Origin of the sequence: Nocardia sp. CA-129566 (genome assembly GCF_050956075.1) — a bacterium.
In the GTDB taxonomy this organism is placed as follows: Bacteria; Actinomycetota; Actinomycetes; order Mycobacteriales; family Mycobacteriaceae; genus Nocardia.
On sequence record NZ_CP192085.1, the window covers coordinates 6,893,330 to 6,910,337 of the forward strand.

A 17,008-nucleotide genomic window follows, 5' to 3' on the forward strand; every position below is an offset into this window, starting at 1 on the left:
ATAAGACCAGATTCGAGAGAGTGCCGCATGAACCCGACCAGCCTGCAGACCGACGAGTTCACGGCCTTGAGCCGCATCCTCGACGACCGATGGACCTGCCGACAGTTCACGACCGACCAGATCCCCCGCGACACCATCGAGGCCATGCTGCGGCTCGCCCAGCGCACCCCCTCCTGGTGCAATACCCAGCCGTGGCAGGTCGTCGTCACCGAGGGCGCGGGCACCGACCGCTTCCGCGCGGAACTTCTCGAACACATCGCAACCGCGACGCCGGAACCGGATTTCGCCTTTCCCGCGCAGTACACCGGTGTGTACCGCGATCGCCGACGCGAATGCGGGCTGCGGCTCTACGACAGCGTCGGCATCGTGAAGGGCGATCACGCGGGCACCATGCGCCAGGCGCGGCGCAACTTCGAACTCTTCGACGCCCCGCACGTCGCGATCATCACCACCGAGGCCGACCTCGGCGTCTACGGCGCCGTCGATTGCGGCCTCTATATCGGCACCTTCCTACTCGCCGCCCAGAGCCTCGGCCTCGGCGCCGCCCCGCAAGCCGCCCTCGCCTCCTACTCCCCCTTCCTGCGCACCTATTTCGATCTCCCGCAGCACCGCCGAGTGGTCGCCGCCATCTCCTTCGGCTATCCGAATCCGAATCACCCGGTCAACGCCTTCCGCACTTCCCGCGAAGACCTCGACCAGGTCGCCACCTGGCACAGCGCCTGACCCCCGGGCCGCACAACGAACCCGAGAAGAGCCCTCCTCGACGTCAAGCCACACAAAGGGTCGAGCCCTAGAGCACGCCGATCACCACACCCGCGCCAACTCCGCGAAAAGGCCTGCCTCAGTTCGTAATCGAGCTGCCGCATACCAATTGAGCGCCACGCACAGGGCACAGAGCCTGTTGCCGAATTGGCGCGGTTTTTGGCCGTGACGCAGATCACGTGCCTATGTGGACGGCTGAGGCGCAATCATGCCTGCCGCTAGGTGATTTGGTCTGTCGCTGTGACGGCGGTGTGACGGCACAATCGCATGTTCGGCGTATTCGGCAACAGGCTCCACAACCCGTGCGAGGCGCTCATTCGGTATGCGGGAGCCGAATCTGAGACGGTCAACCCGCCTGACGTCCAGGGAACTCCGTCATACCGGGTCCCGGTTCCGGTGTGATATCCCGGGCGGTGAGTTCGCTGCCGCAGCAATCGCATTGGAGGGAGACATGTGCTTCACCGGTGCACCCGCGGTGCCGGTATGCGACCGGCGGCCCGTCGGGGGCCATGTACGCATCACCCCAGTCCCGGATCGCCATCAGGATCGGGTAGATATCGTGGCCCTTCGGCGTCAGCCGGTATTCCTCGTGCGCACCGACGGCCGCCTTCTGTTTGACCAGGATTCCGTGTTCGATCAAGCGGTCGAGGCGATCCTGTAGCCGACTCCGGGAGATACCGAGCGCGCTCTGGAACGCGTTGAAGCGCCGGACGCCCGCGAACGCGTACTTCAGGATCACCAGGGTCCAGCGGTCGCCCAGGATCACCAGGGGCCGCGTGATGGAGCACGGCTCATCGGCAAGTTCCTCGTAGCGCACCTGTCGATGCTACCGATCGGTCGTTGCCCGGCGCTGGCTTTCCCCGCCGCCGCTCAGCCCGCCTGCGCCGAATACCCGACCATCGGATCGGCGTCTTGCAACGGCGGCACCTGTTCCCCATCCAGCACCTTACGCATCCGCTCTCCGCGAACGCCGAAATCACAAACGCCGGAATGATATTCAGCTCAGGGCCTTCACCCCGATCCGCCCCACCGCCTTCATATCCCCCACATGGGCGATGCCGAGTACCACCGTGCAGAAGATGATCGGCGCGATCACCATCTTGATCAGCTTGATGAACCCATCGGCCAGCGGTTCGAGACCCGCGCCGAAGTCGGGCCACAGTTTGCCGACCAGAATTCCGGCCACGATCGCCACCAGCAGTTGCAGGAATAACGAACGGGACCAAGGCGATTTGCGCACCGGGTCCGTCGATGCGGTGGATTCGATCGTCACGCTCATGCGCGCAACGAACGAGCAACGCGTATCACCAAAGTTTCAACAATATTGCTGAGCGGAATCCCGATCGATATATACCCGTCACCCCAGGTCGGACGCGGAACGAAAAGCGGGCCCCGGGAAAATCCCGAGGCCCGCTTCCGCTACCGGATCTACAGCGGAATGTTCTTGTGGTGACTCTTGCGCACCGGCGCAGCCGCCAGTGCCGCGGCAATGGTGCTGCGCGTCTTGGCCGGGTCGATGACCTCGTCCACCACACCGATCGCGATGGCTCGCTCGACCCCACCGGCGATGCGCTCGTGCTCGACCGTCAGACGCTCGTGCAGCGCCTCACGCTCGTCCTCCGGCGCGGCCGCGAGTGCCTTCTTGTGCAGGATGCCAACCGCGGCCTTGGCGCCCATGACGGCGACCTCGGAGCCGGGCCACGCGTACACCGCGGTCGCGCCCAGCGACCGGGCATTCATCGCGATATAGGCGCCACCGTAGATCTTGCGGGTCACCAGCGTGACGCGCGGGACGCGGGCCTCGGCGAAGGCGTGCAGCAGCTTCGCACCGCGCCGCACCACACCCTCCCACTCCATGCTGACACCGGGCAGGTATCCGGGCACATCGGTGAGCACCACCAGCGGAATACCGAACGCGTCGCACAACCGCACGAAACGCGCGGCCTTCTCGGCACTTTCGGAGTTCAGGCAGCCACCGAGGCGGATCGGGTTATTGGCCAGCACACCCACGGTGCGCCCGCCGAGCCGCCCGAGACCGGTCACGATGCTGCGCGCGTAACCACCCTGCAGCTCCTCGAACGAGGACTCACCGTCGACGTTGTCGAGCAGCTCGTGGACGATCGGCTTCACGTCGTAGGCACGCTTGGCCGACTCCGGCATCATCGCCTTCAGGTCGACATCACCGTGCGCGGCGGCGACCAGATCGAATTCACCCTGCTCGGCGAACATCGACACCAGGCGACGACCGCGGTGCAGCGCATCGGCCTCGTCATTGGCCACGATGTGGGTGACACCGGACTTCTTGCCGTGCGTCTCCGGACCACCGAGGGTCGCCATATCGACCTGCTCACCGGTCACACTGCGCACCACATCGGGACCGGTCACGAAGACCCGCCCCTCGGGCGCCATGATCACGATGTCGGTCAGCGCGGGACCGTAGGCGGCGCCACCGGCCGCGAAGCCGAGCACCACCGAAATCTGGGGCACCAGACCCGACGCGCGGACCATGGCCTCGAAGACCAGGCCGACCGCGTGCAGCGCCTCGACACCCTCGGCCAGGCGAGCACCGCCGGAATGCCAGATGCCGACCACCGGGATGGCGGAATCGATGGCGGTGTCGATCGCGTCGACGATGTGCTTGCAGCCCTCCACACCCATCGCGCCGCCCATGACGGTCGCATCCGAGCAGTAGGCAACGGTGCGAACACCGTCGACCTCGCCGATCGCGGCGAGCACACCGGACTTGTCCCGCGGGTGCAGCGGCAGAACGGTTCCAGGGTCGAAGAAGCGCTGGAGTCGACCGAGTGGATCACGCGGATCGGTCGAAGTTTCTGGTTGAAACGCGGGAGCCATGATCGTCATCGCGTTTTCTCCTCACCTCAAGCAAGTGCGCCGCTACCAGCGGCTGCGTATGGCAAACACCGGTGGGGTCGGGCCACTGTCGAATGGCCGACCCCACCGGGGTTCGTTGTGCAGTCTGCCCGGTCTGTGCGGCTATGCCCGACCGAAGGCGAGCGCGACATTGTGCCCACCGAAACCGAACGAGTTGTTGATCGCGTACTCGATCTCCTGGCGGCGAGCCTCGCCGTGCACCACATCCAGATCGATCTCCGGATCCTGGTTCTCCAGGTTCAGCGTCGGCGGGACGAGGCCGTCGCGGATGCTGAGCACGGTGAGCACCGATTCGAGGGCGCCGACGGCGCCGATCGAGTGCCCGAGTGCCGACTTCGGCGCGTACACCGAAGCGTGGTTGCCCACCGCCTTGTTGATCGCGTTCGCCTCGGCGGTATCGCCGATCGGCGTCGCGGTCGCGTGGGCATTGATGTGGGTGATGTCCTTGGGCGTCAGACCCGCGGTCTGCATCGCCCTGGTCATCGCCCGTGCGGCACCGTCGCCCGTGGGGTCCGGTGCGACCAGGTGGAAGCCGTCGGAGGTGATACCGGCGCCGAGCAGCCGCGCGTGGATCGTCGCACCACGTGCCTTGGCGTGCTCTTCGGTCTCGATGACCATCAGCGCACCGGCCTCACCGAAGACGAAACCGTCGCGATCGGAGTCGAACGGACGCGAGGCACCCTTCGGGTCATCATTGCGGGTGCTCATCGCGCGCATCATGGTGAATGCCGCGATCGGCACCGCGTCGATGAAACCCTCCACGCCACCGGTAACGACCATATCGGCGTCACCCATGACGATCATCCGCCAAGCATTGGCGATGGCCTCGGAGCCCGACGAGCATGCCGAGACCGGAGTGACCACTCCTGCCCTGGCCTTCAATTCGAGGCCGACGACGGCCGACGGACCATTCGGCATGACCATCTGAACTGCCAGCGGCGAAATCTTGCGATAGCCGCCGTTCTTCAGCTTGTCGACCGAGTCGATGAGCGCGTCACCGCCACCGAGTCCGGTACCGATCGCCACACCCAGACGCTCCGGGTCGACCTCGGGGCTGCCCGCGTTCTGCCAGACCTCACGACCGAGAACGGTCGCGAGCTGCTCGACGTAGGCCATGCGCCGACATTCGACACGGCTCAGCAGGGTCTCGGGCTTAACCTTCAGGTGACCGCCGATGCGGACCGGAAGGTCGTACTCCTCGACGAAGGAATCCTCGAGAACGTCGATACCGCTCTCGCCGTTGAGGAGTCCCTTCCACGTCGCATCGACATCACCAGCGATCGACGTGGTCGCCGCCAGGCTTGTAACGACGACGTTGGGGAAGTTCCCGTTCAAGGTGGAAGGAGTGGTCACAGTGTCGGCCCTACTCGGCGTCGAACTTGGCCTTGAGCTCAGCGGCCGCCTCAGCGTTCTCGGCCTCGAGCTTCTGGATGTAAGCGACAGCGTCGCCGACCGTCTTCAGGCTGGCCAGATCCTCGTCCGGGATCTTCACGCCGTACTTGTCCTCGGTCTGAACCGCGATCTCGACCATGGACAGCGAGTCGATGTCCAGGTCATCGACAAAGGACTTCTCGATCGTCACCTCGGAGGGCTCGATACCGGTCACCTCTTCGATGATCTTGCCGAGTTCCTCGACGATTTGTTCCTGGGTCAGAGCGGCCACTTCGTGGCTCCCTTCTTATCTACTTTGTAGGGCTTCACTGTTGTTTTTCGAATCGAGCGAGCCGATGGTTACCGCTTGCTCGGTCACGATCGTGCATTTGGTTACACAATCGCCGGGGGGAAAGCTAGCCGGAAGTGGTGAGCCCGGCCAACGCGGGGAGGTCTTCGGGGGTCTTCAGGGCCAGGGTTGGCGTGCCCTTCATCTCCCGTTTTGCGATACCGACGAGCGTGCCCGCCGGTGGCAGCTCCGCCACGGCCGAAACCGCCGCCTGTCGCACGGTTTCGGTGCACAGATCCCACCGGACGGGCCGGGTGACCTGCGCCGCGAGCTTAGCGACCGCATCGGCACCCGAGGCGACCGGCTTGCCGTCGAAGTTCGAAAGCAGGGTCCGAGTCGGCTCGTTCGGCGTGATCTTGGCTATGGCATCCGTCACAGCGTCCTGGGCCGGGGCCATGAACGCGGTGTGGAAAGCCCCCGCGACCGGCAGCGCACGCACCCGCGCCTTCTCGGGTGGGTTCGCGGCGAGTTCCGCCAGGGCGGTCAAACGTCCGGCGGCCACGATCTGCCCCGCGGCGTTGCGGTTGGCCGGGACGAGGTCGAGCTCTTCGAGCCGTGCGAGCACGGCGGCCTCATCGCCGCCGAGCACCGCTGACATGCCGGTCGGTTCCAGCGCGCACGCCTTGGCCATTTCCGCACCGCGGATGGCGGCCAAGGTCACCGCTTCGTCGGCGGAGATGACTCCGGCGACCGCGGCGGCGGCGAGCTCACCGACCGAATGTCCAGCGACAATGGTAGTGGCCGGAAGCGACTCCGGCTCGATTTCGGCATATGCCAGCAGGGCCGCGGCCACGACGAGTGGTTGGGTCACGGCGGTGTCGGTGATCTCCTCCGCCGTCGCGGTGGTGCCGAGACGGAGCAGATCCAGGCCGGCGGCCTTGGACCAGATGGCGAGGCGATCGGTCGCGCCTGGAAGGTCGAGCCAAGGCGCGAGCATGCCGGGTGTCTGGGACCCCTGTCCAGGGGCGAACAACGCGATCACACCTCTAAGAAAACACTGTGAGGTGCGCCGCACGAGATGTCGACGCGAATGAACCTTTTTGCTCGCTTTTGTGGGGGTCCCACAAAATCCCATGTGGGGCGTCCCGATCGACCGGTTCGCCGGATCCGTTACAGCCCTTCGTTACCCACCGAGAATTGAGTGACTTCTGGGACAGGTGTTGATGGTTCGTTACGGGTTCGTGTCAAACGACCCACTGTTGCGGCGATCCGGAGTACATAGGCGTCCCTCGGATTCATCGGATCGCGGCCCGTGATCTCGGCTATCCGCTTGAGGCGATAGCGAACCGTATTTGGATGAACGTACAGCTGCCGGGCACACGTCTCGACAGCGCCACCACAGTCCAGATAGGCCTCGAGTGTGTCCGCCAGCGAGGAGCCCGCGGCGGCCAACGGAAGGACAAGATACTCGTTCAACGCATCGATCGCAGCTCGATCGCCCAGCAGTGCACGCTCGGGCAGCAATTCCGCCGCGTGCACCGGCCGCGGGGCCCCACGCCAGCCGACCACCGCTTCCATTCCGGCCAGTGCCTCCACCGCGCTGGCATGCGCCGCGCCGAGGGTCCGCATGGTCGGGCCGATCACCACCGGACCGTCGGAGAACACCTCGGCCAGCAGATCCGCGAGAAACGGTGAGGCATAAGAGGTGTCGCCGAGATTTCCGCTGACCACCATGACCAGTCGCGAGCCCTGGACGACGGCCAGCGCCGCGCGGCCGTGCCGCGCGGCGATGGTGTGCACGGAACCGACCATCGAGACGCCCTGATCCCCCGGCGGGGTGCCCACCAGCACCGTCGCCGGCGCGGTGGCATCCCAGTTCAATGTCGCGGCCCGCGAGAGCATGTCCGGGCCGGAATCGCCGCGCACCACGGCATCGACGACCAGCGCCTCCAGTCGGGTATCCCACGCGCCGCGGGATTCCGCGGCGCTCGCGTACACCGAGGCGGCCGCGAAGCCGAGCTCACGCCCGTATCGCAGCACCGCCTCGGTGAGCGCGACCAGCTGCCGGTCGTTGCGCGCGAGCGCGGGCAGCCATTGTTCGAAGAACTCCATGGCCACACGGACCATGTCCACGGTCTGGCGCAGCGTCAGCCGCCGCGCCAGATCCTGCGGGATCACTTGGAAGGCATCCAGGCTGAACCGGATATCGCTTTCCGGATCCTGCAGCCATTCCAGGAAGTTCACCACCGCGGTCTGCACCAGCATCTGCACGCCCGCGCGCTGCGCGGCGTCCAGATCGGCGAAGAACGGCAACCGATCCTGCATGGACCCGACCGCCTCGGTGGAGAGGCGTCCGGAGAACTGCTTCACGCGTTTGAGCAGCGTGTCCGGCAGCGGGTCACGGGTTTGCCGGTTCGGGGAGAGTGCGCCCGTCGGCAGATACACCTCGTGCTCGGAGGAGCCTTCGGAGATCCGACGCGGCCGCGGCGGTTTACGTTCCACCATCCAATCGTCCGCTATGCGAGTTCGTCTTCGGTGCCGGGAGCCGACTTCGGCGCGGCGTCGACATCGTCGATGCGGTACTTGGCCGCCGCCTCGGTGGCCTTCGTGGGATCGATCTTGCCGGTCCGTGCCAGTGCGGCCAGCGCGGCGACCACGATCGATTGCGCGTCGACGTTGTAGACCCGGCGCGCGGCGGGACGGGTATCGGAGAAACCGAAGCCATCCGTGCCGAGCGTGGTGAAGTCGCCGGGCACCCACTTGCGGACCTGGTCCGGCACCGCACGCATCCAGTCCGTCGCGGCCACATACGGACCATCGACCCGGGCCAGCGCCTGGGTGACGTACGGAACCCCGGCGTCGGTGCCCGGATTGCGCAGCTGGGCGATCTCCTTGTCGAGGGCCTCCTTGCGGAGCTCACCCCATGAGGTCACCGACCAGACATCGGCCTGCACGCCCCATTCCTCGGCGAGCAGCGCCTGAGCCCGCACGCCGTCGGGCACCGTGACGCCCGAGACCAGGATCTGCGCGCGCACACTGCCCTCGCCGCCGCGCTTGTACAGATAGATGCCCTTGAGCAGTCCGGCGATATCGAGATCGTCGGGCTCGGCGGGCTGTACATACGGCTCGTTGTAGAGGGTGATGTAGTAGAAGACGTCCTCGCCGCCGAACTCACCCGCGGACCCGTGCGGATGCGTGCCGGGCAGTGCGCCAGGACCGGGCTGCGCGGTGCCGCCGCCGTACATCCGGCGCAGGCCGTCACGCACGATATGCGCGATCTCGAAGGAGAACGCGGGATCGTAGGTGACCACGGCCGGATTGGTGGAGGCGAGCAGCAGCGAATGGCCGTCGTTGTGCTGCAGACCCTCACCGGTCAGCGTGGTTCGCCCCGCGGTAGCGCCGAGTACGAAACCGCGCGCCAATTGATCCGCGGCGGCCCACAATCCATCGCCGGTGCGCTGGAAGCCGAACATCGAGTAGAAGATGTAGAGCGGGATCATCGGCTCGCCGTGGGTGGCGTAGGAGGTACCCGCCGCGGTGAACGACGCGGTCGAACCGGCCTCGTTGATGCCCTCGTGCAGAATCTGCCCGACAGCACTCTCTTTGTAGGCAAGCATCAATTCCGCGTCGACGGAGGTGTACAACTGCCCGTTGCGGTTGTAGATCTTCAACGAAGGGAACCACGAGTCCATACCGAAGGTGCGGGCCTCGTCCGGAATGATCGGCACGATCCGCTTGCCGATCTCCTTGTCCCGCAGCAGCTCCTTCATGAGCCGAACCAGGGCCATGGTGGTGGCCACGTTCTGCTTACCGGAACCCTTGCGCACCGACCGGTACGCCTCATCGCCCGGCAGTTGCAGCGGCTTCGCCGCCGCGCGCCGTTCGGGCAGGAAGCCGCCGAGCGCCTTGCGGCGATCGAGCATGTACTGGATTTCGCGCGCCTGCATACCCGGGTGGTAGTACGGGGGCAGATACGGATCCTTCTCCAACTCGGCGTCGGAGATCGGAATCCGCTGCAGGTCGCGGAAGTCCTTGAGGTCCTGCAGGGTCAGCTTCTTCATCTGGTGCGTGGCGTTGCGGCCCTCGAAGTGCTTGCCGAGGGTGTAGCCCTTGATGGTCTTGGCCAGGATCACCGTCGGCTGACCCTTGTGCGCCATCGCGGCCGCGTAGGCGGCGTAGACCTTGCGGTAGTCGTGACCGCCGCGCTTGAGGTTCCAGATCTCCTGATCCGAGAGATCCTGGACCAGGGCCTTGGTGCGCGGGTCGCGGCCGAAGAAGTGGTCGCGGACGTAGGCGCCGTCATTGGCCTTGTAGGTCTGGTAATCGCCGTCGGGGGTGCTGTTCATCAGGTTCACCAGCGCGCCGTCGCGGTCGGCGCCGAGCAGCGCGTCCCACTCGCGACCCCAGATGACCTTGATGACGTTCCAACCCGCGCCGCGGAAGAACGACTCCAGTTCCTGGATGATCTTGCCGTTGCCGCGCACCGGGCCGTCGAGACGCTGCAGGTTGCAGTTGATCACGAAGGTGAGGTTGTCCAGGCCCTCGTTCGCGGCCACCTGGATCAGGCCACGCGACTCCGGCTCGTCCATCTCGCCGTCACCGAGGAAGGCCCAGACGTGCTGGTCGGAGGTGTCCTTGATGCCGCGGTCGTGCAGGTAGTGGTTGAACCGCGCCTGGTAGATGGCGTTCATCGGGCCCAGGCCCATGGACACCGTCGGGAACTCCCAGAAGTCGTTCAGCAACCGCGGATGCGGGTACGACGGCAGGCCGTGGCCCGGACCGCCGTGGCTGTACTCCTGCCGGAAGCCGTCCATCCGGTCGGTGCTCAACCGGCCCTCGAGGAACGCACGGGCATAAATGCCCGGCGAGGCATGTCCCTGGATGAAGATCGAATCGCCGCCGCCGGAATGGTCCTTGCCGCGGAAGAAGTGGTTGAAGCCGACCTCGTAGAGCGCCGCCGAGGACGCGTAGGTCGAAATGTGGCCGCCGACACCGATTCCGGGACGCTGCGCCCGATGCACCATGATCGCCGCGTTCCAGCGGATCCAGGCCCGGAACCGTCGCTCCACCTCTTCGTCGCCGGGGAACCACGGCTCGTTCTCGGTGGGGATGGTGTTGACGTAGTCGGTGGAGGTCAGGGATGGAATGGCGACCCTACGCTCACCGGCGCGTTCCAACAGCCGGAGCATGAGGTAACGCGCGCGGCCCGGACCTTCCCGGTCGAGCATGTCATCGAACGATTCGAGCCATTCGGAGGTCTCCTCCGGGTCGATGTCCGGTAGGTAGGACGCCACCCCTTCGCGGATCACCCGCACCCGCCCGCCGGTCGGCGGCACGTGCGATCCATTCGGATCGCCGGGCGCGGCGTTGGTGCCAGCGGATTTCGCTGGTGCGGAAGAGTGGATCAGGTCGGTCAAATCTGCTCCTCGTACAGGGGTGGACAAGCTGATAGGCGTCTGTATCCCCGGATGGGCACGCTTGGTTGGCGGACCACCCGTCTACGTTAGGTTCGGGCGCACCTCCATCCTTGCCGAAGATGTGGCCCAGGTCATCATGTCAGGGGCATCTACAGTACGGTTCCGCAGGGAACGTGAGTCGAGTACCGCCGACGATAAAGAGGAGCCGGGAGGACGATGAAGGTGCTGGACCCACGCGGGTTCGGAGCGGTGTGCGCGGCCGCGGCGGTCGTGATCGGCCTTACCGTCGCCGGGTGTGCGAAACACGTTGACGGAGTTGCCAATCCGAATGCCTCGGACCTAGCCGCCTACAAGACCGAGGCGGCCTCGTCCTCTGCGGCGGCCACCTCCTCGCGCAAGGCCGCCGCACAGGCACAGGCGATCAACGACAACTGTGGTCAATTCCCCACAACTACAGGCGTCGGCGTCTCGAAGTACAACGAGTTCGTAGATGCCCACGATGCGAACGCGCCGGACTACAACGCCAAGCGCGATACCGCAGCCAAGACGCTCGAGGACGCCGCGACCAAGGTCGAGACCGGCGTGAACGGTGCCAACGGCGCGCTACCGGCGGACCTGCAGGCCAAATTCACCGAATACGTCGCCGCCGCTCGGCAGCTGGCCGCCGAAACCCGCAAAATGACCTACACCGCGCCGGTCGGCGCGCTCAACGAGGCCAGCAAACGGGTCAACGACGCGCGCAACGCGGTCAAGGACGCATGCCCGAAACGCTGATTCATCCCACGAACCGAGCGCGGGTGGCGATAATCGGTCAATGACACGAGGTTGTCATGCGACATTCCGTGGGTATTTCCTCCGATCAGCTTGCGCTCGAGGCGATAACCATGTTCGCTTGCAACTAACTATTGTCTGGAGTTGAGGAGGACACCACCGTGGTCGCCGCGGCGGACGCGCAGAATTACGCTCAGAAGCTTGGCATTACACACGGCATGGTTGTCCAGGAGCTGGGCTGGGACGAGGACACCGATGACGACCTGCGGGCCGACGTCGAAGAGGCCAGCGGCGGGGAGATGGTCGACGAAGACTCCGATGAGGTCGTCGACGCCGTACTGCTGTGGTGGCGTGAAGGCGACGGCGATCTGGCGGATGAGCTGATGGAAGTCATCAGCCCGCTGGCCGACGAGGGCTTCATCTGGGTACTCACCCCCAAGACCGGGCAACCTGGTCATGTCGATCCGAGCGATATCGCCGAAGCGGCGCCCACCGCGGGTCTGACGCAGACGTCGGCGATCAGCCTCGGTGCCTGGTCCGGCAGCCGCCTCGTGCAGCCCAAGGCACCCTCGAAACAGCGCTGACCGCTTTCGCTATGGTTTCGCCGGGCGGTGTTCCCACCGCCCGGTGCAGCCCGACACGATGGAGGATCAGTGATGCCACTCGAGGTTGGCCCGCTGGAAATCGGCACTGTCGCGCCGGATTTCACGCTCAAGGACCAGAACAACCAAGACGTCACGCTCTCGAATTACCGCGGCAAGAAGAACGTGCTGCTCGTGTTCTATCCGCTCGCCTTCACCGGGATTTGCCAGGGCGAGCTGTGCAAGGTGCGCGACGAGTTGCCCAAGTTCCAGAACGATGACGCGGAGATACTCGCCATCTCGGTCGGCCCGCCGCCCACCCACAAGATCTGGGCCGCCGAACAGGGCTACATCTTCCCGCTGCTGTCCGACTTCTGGCCGCACGGCGCCGTCGCCCAGTCCTACGGCGTCTTCAACCAAAAATCCGGCTACCCCAACCGCGGCACTTTCGTCGTAGACCGCGACGGCGTCATCCGCTTCGCCGAAATGAACGGCCCCGGCGAGCCCCGTGACCAGGCGGCTTGGGAGAAAGCGCTCGCCGCGCTAGAGTCCTAGACCGGCCCGTCGGTAACCCACCGACGGATCCCGGGCGTATAGCTCAGTGGTAGAGCTCTGGTTTTACACACCAGCGGTCGGGGGTTCGAACCCCTCTGCGCCCACCGAAGAAGTACCAGGTAGACAGGGGTATCGGTTGCTACCGCAGCGTGCTCCACACCCGCACCGTGGAGCAGGCGAACGAGGGCGGCCGATGTGAGCGGTGCGAGCGAGCCCGAGACGACACGAGGCCATAGGGCATCAAAGCGTCCGACCGACTGAGATCTCAGCGATAGGGCACGGTTTCGAGCAGAATCGAGCGATGTCCGGGAGGGTGAGCGCCAATGGCGCACAGGCACGTACGAGAACGACCGCGCTGCGCGCGCGGTTGAGCAGGGACTCCCGCGCGGCGCTCGGCCGCCGCGCGGGACGGATCCGGTTGTTCCCCGCGGTCGCGGTCGCCCTGCTCGCCGGGCTGGGTGTCGCGTTCGTCGCGTACGGTTTCCTGCGGTGGATCACCCCGGTCGACGCGAGCAAGGCCGCTGCCGAGATCGACGTCACCCGCGTTGCGTTGACCGTCGTCGCCGGAGTCGGCGGTGTCGTCGCCCTGGTGATCGCCTACCGACGTCAACGCGACCTGGAGCAAAGCCGGTTCGTCGAACGTTTCGGCGCTGCGGCCGCCCAACTCGGTGCCACCGACGTCGCGGTCCGCATCGCCGGGGTCTACGCGATGGCCGGTGTCGCCGACGAATCCGATGGCCTGCGCCGCCAGCAATGCATCGACGTGCTGTGCGGCTACCTGCGGCTGCCCTACAGCCCCGAGTTCGGTGCCAACCACCAGAGCAAACTGGTCCTCACACAGCACCGAGCGACAGCCGACGGCACGCGCGCCGACGACCAGGAACGCCACCTCGAATACCGGCACAACGACCGAGAAGTCCGTGCCACCATCGTCCGCGTTATCGCTGACCACCTCCGCCCCACAGCCGAATACAGCTGGTCGACAAGCGACTTCGACTTCCGCACAGCACATCTCGAGAACGTCGACCTCAGCAATGTGAAATTCTCGGGCGCTGCCCGGTTCGGTGGCGCGACCTTCTCCGGCACCGCCGGGTTCGGTGGCGCGACCTTCTCCGGCACCGCCGAGTTCGGTGACGTAACCTTCTCCGGCGACGCCGGGTTCCGCGACGCGACCTTCACCAGCACCGCCGGGTTCGGTGGCGCGACCTTCTCCGGCACGGCCGGGTTCCGCAGCGCGACCTTCTCCAACTACGCCCGGTTCCGCGGCGCAACCTTCTCCAGCTACGCAGAGTTCCGCGGTGCGACCTTCTCCGGCGACGCCGAGTTCGGTGACGTAACCTGCTCCGGCGATGCCGAGTTCCGCGACGCGATCTTCTCCGGAACCGCCGAGTTCCGCGACGCGACCTGCTCCGGCGATGCCTGGTTCCGCAGCGCGACCTTCACCGGCACCGCCGGGTTCCGCGGCACGACCTTCACCGGCTACGCCGAGTTCCGCAGCGTGACCTTCACCGGCTACGCCGAGTTCCGCGACGCGACCTTCACCGGCACCGCCGAGTTCCGCGACGCGACCTTCACCGGCACCGCCGAGTTCCGCGACGCGACCTTCACCGGCACCGCCGGGTTCCGCAGCACGATCTTCTCCAGCTACGCCGAGTTCCGCAACACGATCTTCTCCAGCGACGCCTGGTTCGGCGACGCGACCTGCTCCGGCGACGCCGAGTTCGGCGGCGCGACCTTCTCCGGCGACGCCTGGTTCGGCGGCGCGACCTTCTCCGGCGACGCCGAGTTCCGCAGCGCGACCTTCTCCAGCTACGCCGAGTTCCGCGACGCGACCTTCTCCGGCTACGCCTCGTTCGTGCAGGTGGATTTCGGTACTGAGACCATCTCTTTTGTCAGACCGAAGCAGTGGGGTCCTCCGGCACCGGTGTTCGACTGGGACCAGGATGTCAGCCGGAAACCCGCCAATGTCGAGCCGCAGGATTGGCCGCCGACTGTCGTACCGGGCCTGTAGCCGCTCCGCCGGGCTATCGAAAACCCTTGGTGTCCAACAGGTCTTGTCGGACCTTTCTCGTACCGTCCGGATATGACCCGACACCCTCGACCGGCAGCCCGCGCTCGTCCTCGACGGCGATGATCTCGATCCGATCGGCGGGGGCGGTGCGCTCGTCAGCTACGGCAGGGTGTCCGCCAAGGCAGTAGCAGCTGGGAGGACAGCCAGCCCTGCATCCGCGGATAGGTGGCGGTATCCCAACCGTTCGCAGCCACCAGCACTGGAACAGGATCCGTCGATGACCGGACATCGAGCAGCCGTAGCAGCAACTGCACTGCCTTATAGCGCTGTCAGAGCTGGCTTCTCACAAACTTGGCATTTCCTGGCAGAGGCGGGCACCTCCGTGACGTGTCGCCGTTCTATCCCGAACCCCGGATCGTGGTTGTGCGAATGCATTGCTCGCCACCAAAGCGCCGCCGGGCGGGCGAACGTGAGTAGTCACCTACTCTAGGCGACCCGGCGTGCAGTGGCCGACACTTGCGGAGGATCGAAACCGGGAACGGAGCTTCGTGTGGACGGTGAGCTGCTGGACGGGACCATCGCGCGTGCGGTCGCTGAACTCGCGTTTGCGTCGGTGCGGGGGATGGTCGTCTATGTCGACCGTGTCGTACGCGGTCCGGGGGAGATCGTGTGCGGAAGCAGGACCGTTCACTGTGACCGACCTTGCGTGATCGTTTTTCGTGACGAGCAGCCGGGCGCGAACTGGATGCACGCGTGCTCGTACGGGCTGGTCGATCCCGAACGGTTGATTGTGCGGCAGCGTTGGGCCGATGACCGGCCGCCTGTATTCGGACTTCTACCCGAGACCTGGGTGGTGGCCTCGGATCCGGACAAGTTGGCTGATCTCGTCCGCGTCGGCGAATGAGATCACCGTGAACCCAAGGTGTGACGATGATAGATGACGCTTATTCCCTACTGCCCGAACGCGTTCTGAGGCGGTGCCGCGCGGAGGCTTTCGCGACGTTGACACCAACCGCGGCGGCGACCACTCACCTGAGCATCGTTCCACGACTGCTCAAAAGGGGGCACCGTCTTTCGCTCGTCGATCAGACGATCGTAGTCCCCGACGACTCGGTTCTGGTGTTCGTCGACCAAATGCCCGACGCGAACTACGGTCATCCCTGCCAATACCGATTCCATTCGCCGTCCGACGGCAGCTTGCTGCATTCTGTGTCGGCTGAATTTCCTCCCGAGGTCGCCGCCCCTGGCCTGCGGCCGGAATTGTTCCATGCGCCGTTGCGGCGCATGGCATCCGGTCGTCCGCTGTTACAGGCGCTGATCGAACCTCGAGTGTGGCCGTGGCTACGCGAGGATGGCAATCGCTTCGCCGTTTTGTTCACGAGCCGGATCAGCAACCGCCGCCACGTTGAAGATTTGGAACTGGGCTGGCGCGTGCTGCGCAATCAGCTGGGATTCCCCGCAAGCAATATCTATGTGCTGTGTTATGACGGCACTATCGGGGCGGTCGACGCGACATCGTCGGAGCTGGCCAAATGGGTCGGGGACGACACTCCTTATCAAATGCATATCCACGATTCCGCGACAACGGACCATCTGCGGGCCACCATGGAGACGATCGGCAGTCGGATGGACGCCGACAGCCTGCTCTTCGTCCACACCAACAACCACGGTTCGACCAATGGTCTGTGTATCGACAACAGTACTGTTCTCACGCCGTCGGATTGGGGGACGATGCTGACGACGCTCCCGGAGTTCGGGCGCCTTGTCGTCACGATGGAGCAGTGCTATTCCGGTGCGTTCCTGCAACCGACCCTCGACAACAGCACCGCTGCGGCGACCTGTTTCGCCAGCGCCGTACCCGCCGATAAAGTGAGCGCGGGCGACACCCACTTCGACCCGTGGGCACGCACATGGTTCGAGGCCCTCAATTCCGCCACGGCATACGGCGGGGATCTGCCGGCGGACCCGGACGGCAACCGCGACGGGCTGATCAGCGTGCGGGAGGCATTCGATTACTCCGATGCCCACGACACCGCCGCCTACGACGACCCCCAATACGGCGACTCGCCGGCCGGCTGCGGCAGATTCGTGTACTTGACTCGCAGGCCCACTTTGGCCGACATCATCGCCGAGATCACCGACAGACTTGTCGCCATCGACACTCATATTCACAAGGGGCCACCGCTGCCGGACCCTGATCCGGGTTGGGCAGCGAAGCTCATTCCATCACTGGAGTTGCTCGATACACTCTCTCATCGACTCCAAATGGCCCGCGGCGACCAACATTCAGAATCCGCAGGCGCGGCGGCACGATAACCGACCAGGGGTTCGACCGAACGCACTCGGCTTTGCGCCGGCC

At 65.5% G+C, this 17,008-nt stretch carries 14 protein-coding genes, 1 tRNA gene and 1 pseudogene; 8 read left to right on the plus strand and 8 right to left on the minus strand.

Going from position 1 to position 17,008, the window contains the following annotated elements; translation table 11 throughout:
* Positions 1–27 precede the first annotated feature (27 nt).
* A complete protein-coding gene (locus tag ACQP0C_RS30370) occupies positions 28–723 on the plus strand; it encodes a nitroreductase (RefSeq protein WP_433725446.1) in 696 nt (231 codons plus the stop codon).
* 385 nt (positions 724–1,108) lie between these two features.
* On the opposite strand, the gene ACQP0C_RS30375 is transcribed toward ACQP0C_RS30370, so the two are convergent.
* The 8 genes and pseudogenes from ACQP0C_RS30375 to aceE form a co-directional block, all read right to left on the minus strand.
* Positions 1,109–1,579 carry a winged helix-turn-helix transcriptional regulator gene (locus ACQP0C_RS30375; RefSeq protein WP_433725448.1) on the minus strand — a complete coding sequence of 157 codons (471 nt, stop codon included), beginning with the start codon at positions 1,577–1,579 and terminating at the stop codon, positions 1,109–1,111.
* A 186-nt stretch (positions 1,580–1,765) separates the two neighbouring features.
* Positions 1,766–2,041: pseudogene (locus ACQP0C_RS30380) on the minus strand (cation:dicarboxylate symporter family transporter); the annotation flags it as partial.
* Positions 2,042–2,190: 149 nt separating this feature from the next.
* On the minus strand, positions 2,191–3,624 hold the full coding sequence (locus ACQP0C_RS30385) for an acyl-CoA carboxylase subunit beta (protein WP_433725450.1): 1,434 nt from the start codon (positions 3,622–3,624) through the stop codon (positions 2,191–2,193).
* Between the two features lie 132 nt (positions 3,625–3,756).
* Positions 3,757–5,007 (minus strand): KasA/KasB family beta-ketoacyl-ACP synthase, encoded by a 1,251-nt coding sequence (locus ACQP0C_RS30390; RefSeq protein WP_433725452.1) that lies wholly within the window; start codon positions 5,005–5,007, stop codon positions 3,757–3,759.
* A 10-nt stretch (positions 5,008–5,017) separates the two neighbouring features.
* Complete coding sequence (gene acpM / locus ACQP0C_RS30395) at positions 5,018–5,317, minus strand: meromycolate extension acyl carrier protein AcpM (protein ID WP_040688302.1); 300 nt, start codon at positions 5,315–5,317, stop codon at positions 5,018–5,020.
* Between the two features lie 124 nt (positions 5,318–5,441).
* Positions 5,442–6,356 (minus strand): ACP S-malonyltransferase, encoded by a 915-nt coding sequence (locus tag ACQP0C_RS30400; protein ID WP_433725454.1) that lies wholly within the window; start codon positions 6,354–6,356, stop codon positions 5,442–5,444.
* A gap of 128 nt (positions 6,357–6,484) precedes the next feature.
* Positions 6,485–7,819 (minus strand): PucR family transcriptional regulator, encoded by a 1,335-nt coding sequence (locus tag ACQP0C_RS30405; RefSeq protein ID WP_433725456.1) that lies wholly within the window; start codon positions 7,817–7,819, stop codon positions 6,485–6,487.
* Positions 7,820–7,830: 11 nt separating this feature from the next.
* The gene (aceE, locus tag ACQP0C_RS30410) at positions 7,831–10,650 is read right to left on the minus strand and encodes a pyruvate dehydrogenase (acetyl-transferring), homodimeric type (protein WP_433734708.1); all 2,820 of its coding nucleotides are present in this window, start codon (positions 10,648–10,650) and stop codon (positions 7,831–7,833) included.
* 297 nt (positions 10,651–10,947) lie between these two features.
* Between aceE and ACQP0C_RS30415 the strand changes: the two genes are divergently transcribed.
* The 7 genes from ACQP0C_RS30415 (at position 10,948) to ACQP0C_RS30445 (ending at position 16,965) form a co-directional block, all read left to right on the plus strand.
* Positions 10,948–11,505 carry a hypothetical protein gene (locus tag ACQP0C_RS30415; RefSeq protein WP_433725458.1) on the plus strand — a complete coding sequence of 186 codons (558 nt, stop codon included), beginning with the start codon at positions 10,948–10,950 and terminating at the stop codon, positions 11,503–11,505.
* A gap of 158 nt (positions 11,506–11,663) precedes the next feature.
* On the plus strand, positions 11,664–12,086 hold the full coding sequence (locus ACQP0C_RS30420) for a DUF3052 domain-containing protein (RefSeq protein ID WP_040688342.1): 423 nt from the start codon (positions 11,664–11,666) through the stop codon (positions 12,084–12,086).
* Between the two features lie 72 nt (positions 12,087–12,158).
* Positions 12,159–12,638: a peroxiredoxin gene (locus ACQP0C_RS30425; RefSeq protein ID WP_433679687.1), complete on the plus strand. Its 480-nt coding sequence runs from the start codon at positions 12,159–12,161 to the stop codon at positions 12,636–12,638.
* A 32-nt stretch (positions 12,639–12,670) separates the two neighbouring features.
* Positions 12,671–12,742, plus strand: a tRNA-Val gene (locus tag ACQP0C_RS30430).
* A gap of 197 nt (positions 12,743–12,939) precedes the next feature.
* Positions 12,940–14,649: a pentapeptide repeat-containing protein gene (locus ACQP0C_RS30435; RefSeq protein ID WP_433725460.1), complete on the plus strand. Its 1,710-nt coding sequence runs from the start codon at positions 12,940–12,942 to the stop codon at positions 14,647–14,649.
* A 550-nt stretch (positions 14,650–15,199) separates the two neighbouring features.
* The gene (locus tag ACQP0C_RS30440; protein ID WP_433725462.1) at positions 15,200–15,553 is read left to right on the plus strand and encodes a hypothetical protein; all 354 of its coding nucleotides are present in this window, start codon (positions 15,200–15,202) and stop codon (positions 15,551–15,553) included.
* Between the two features lie 26 nt (positions 15,554–15,579).
* Entirely contained in the window at positions 15,580–16,965 is a 1,386-nt protein-coding gene (locus tag ACQP0C_RS30445; RefSeq protein WP_433725464.1) for a C13 family peptidase, read from the plus strand.
* Positions 16,966–17,008 lie beyond the last annotated feature (43 nt).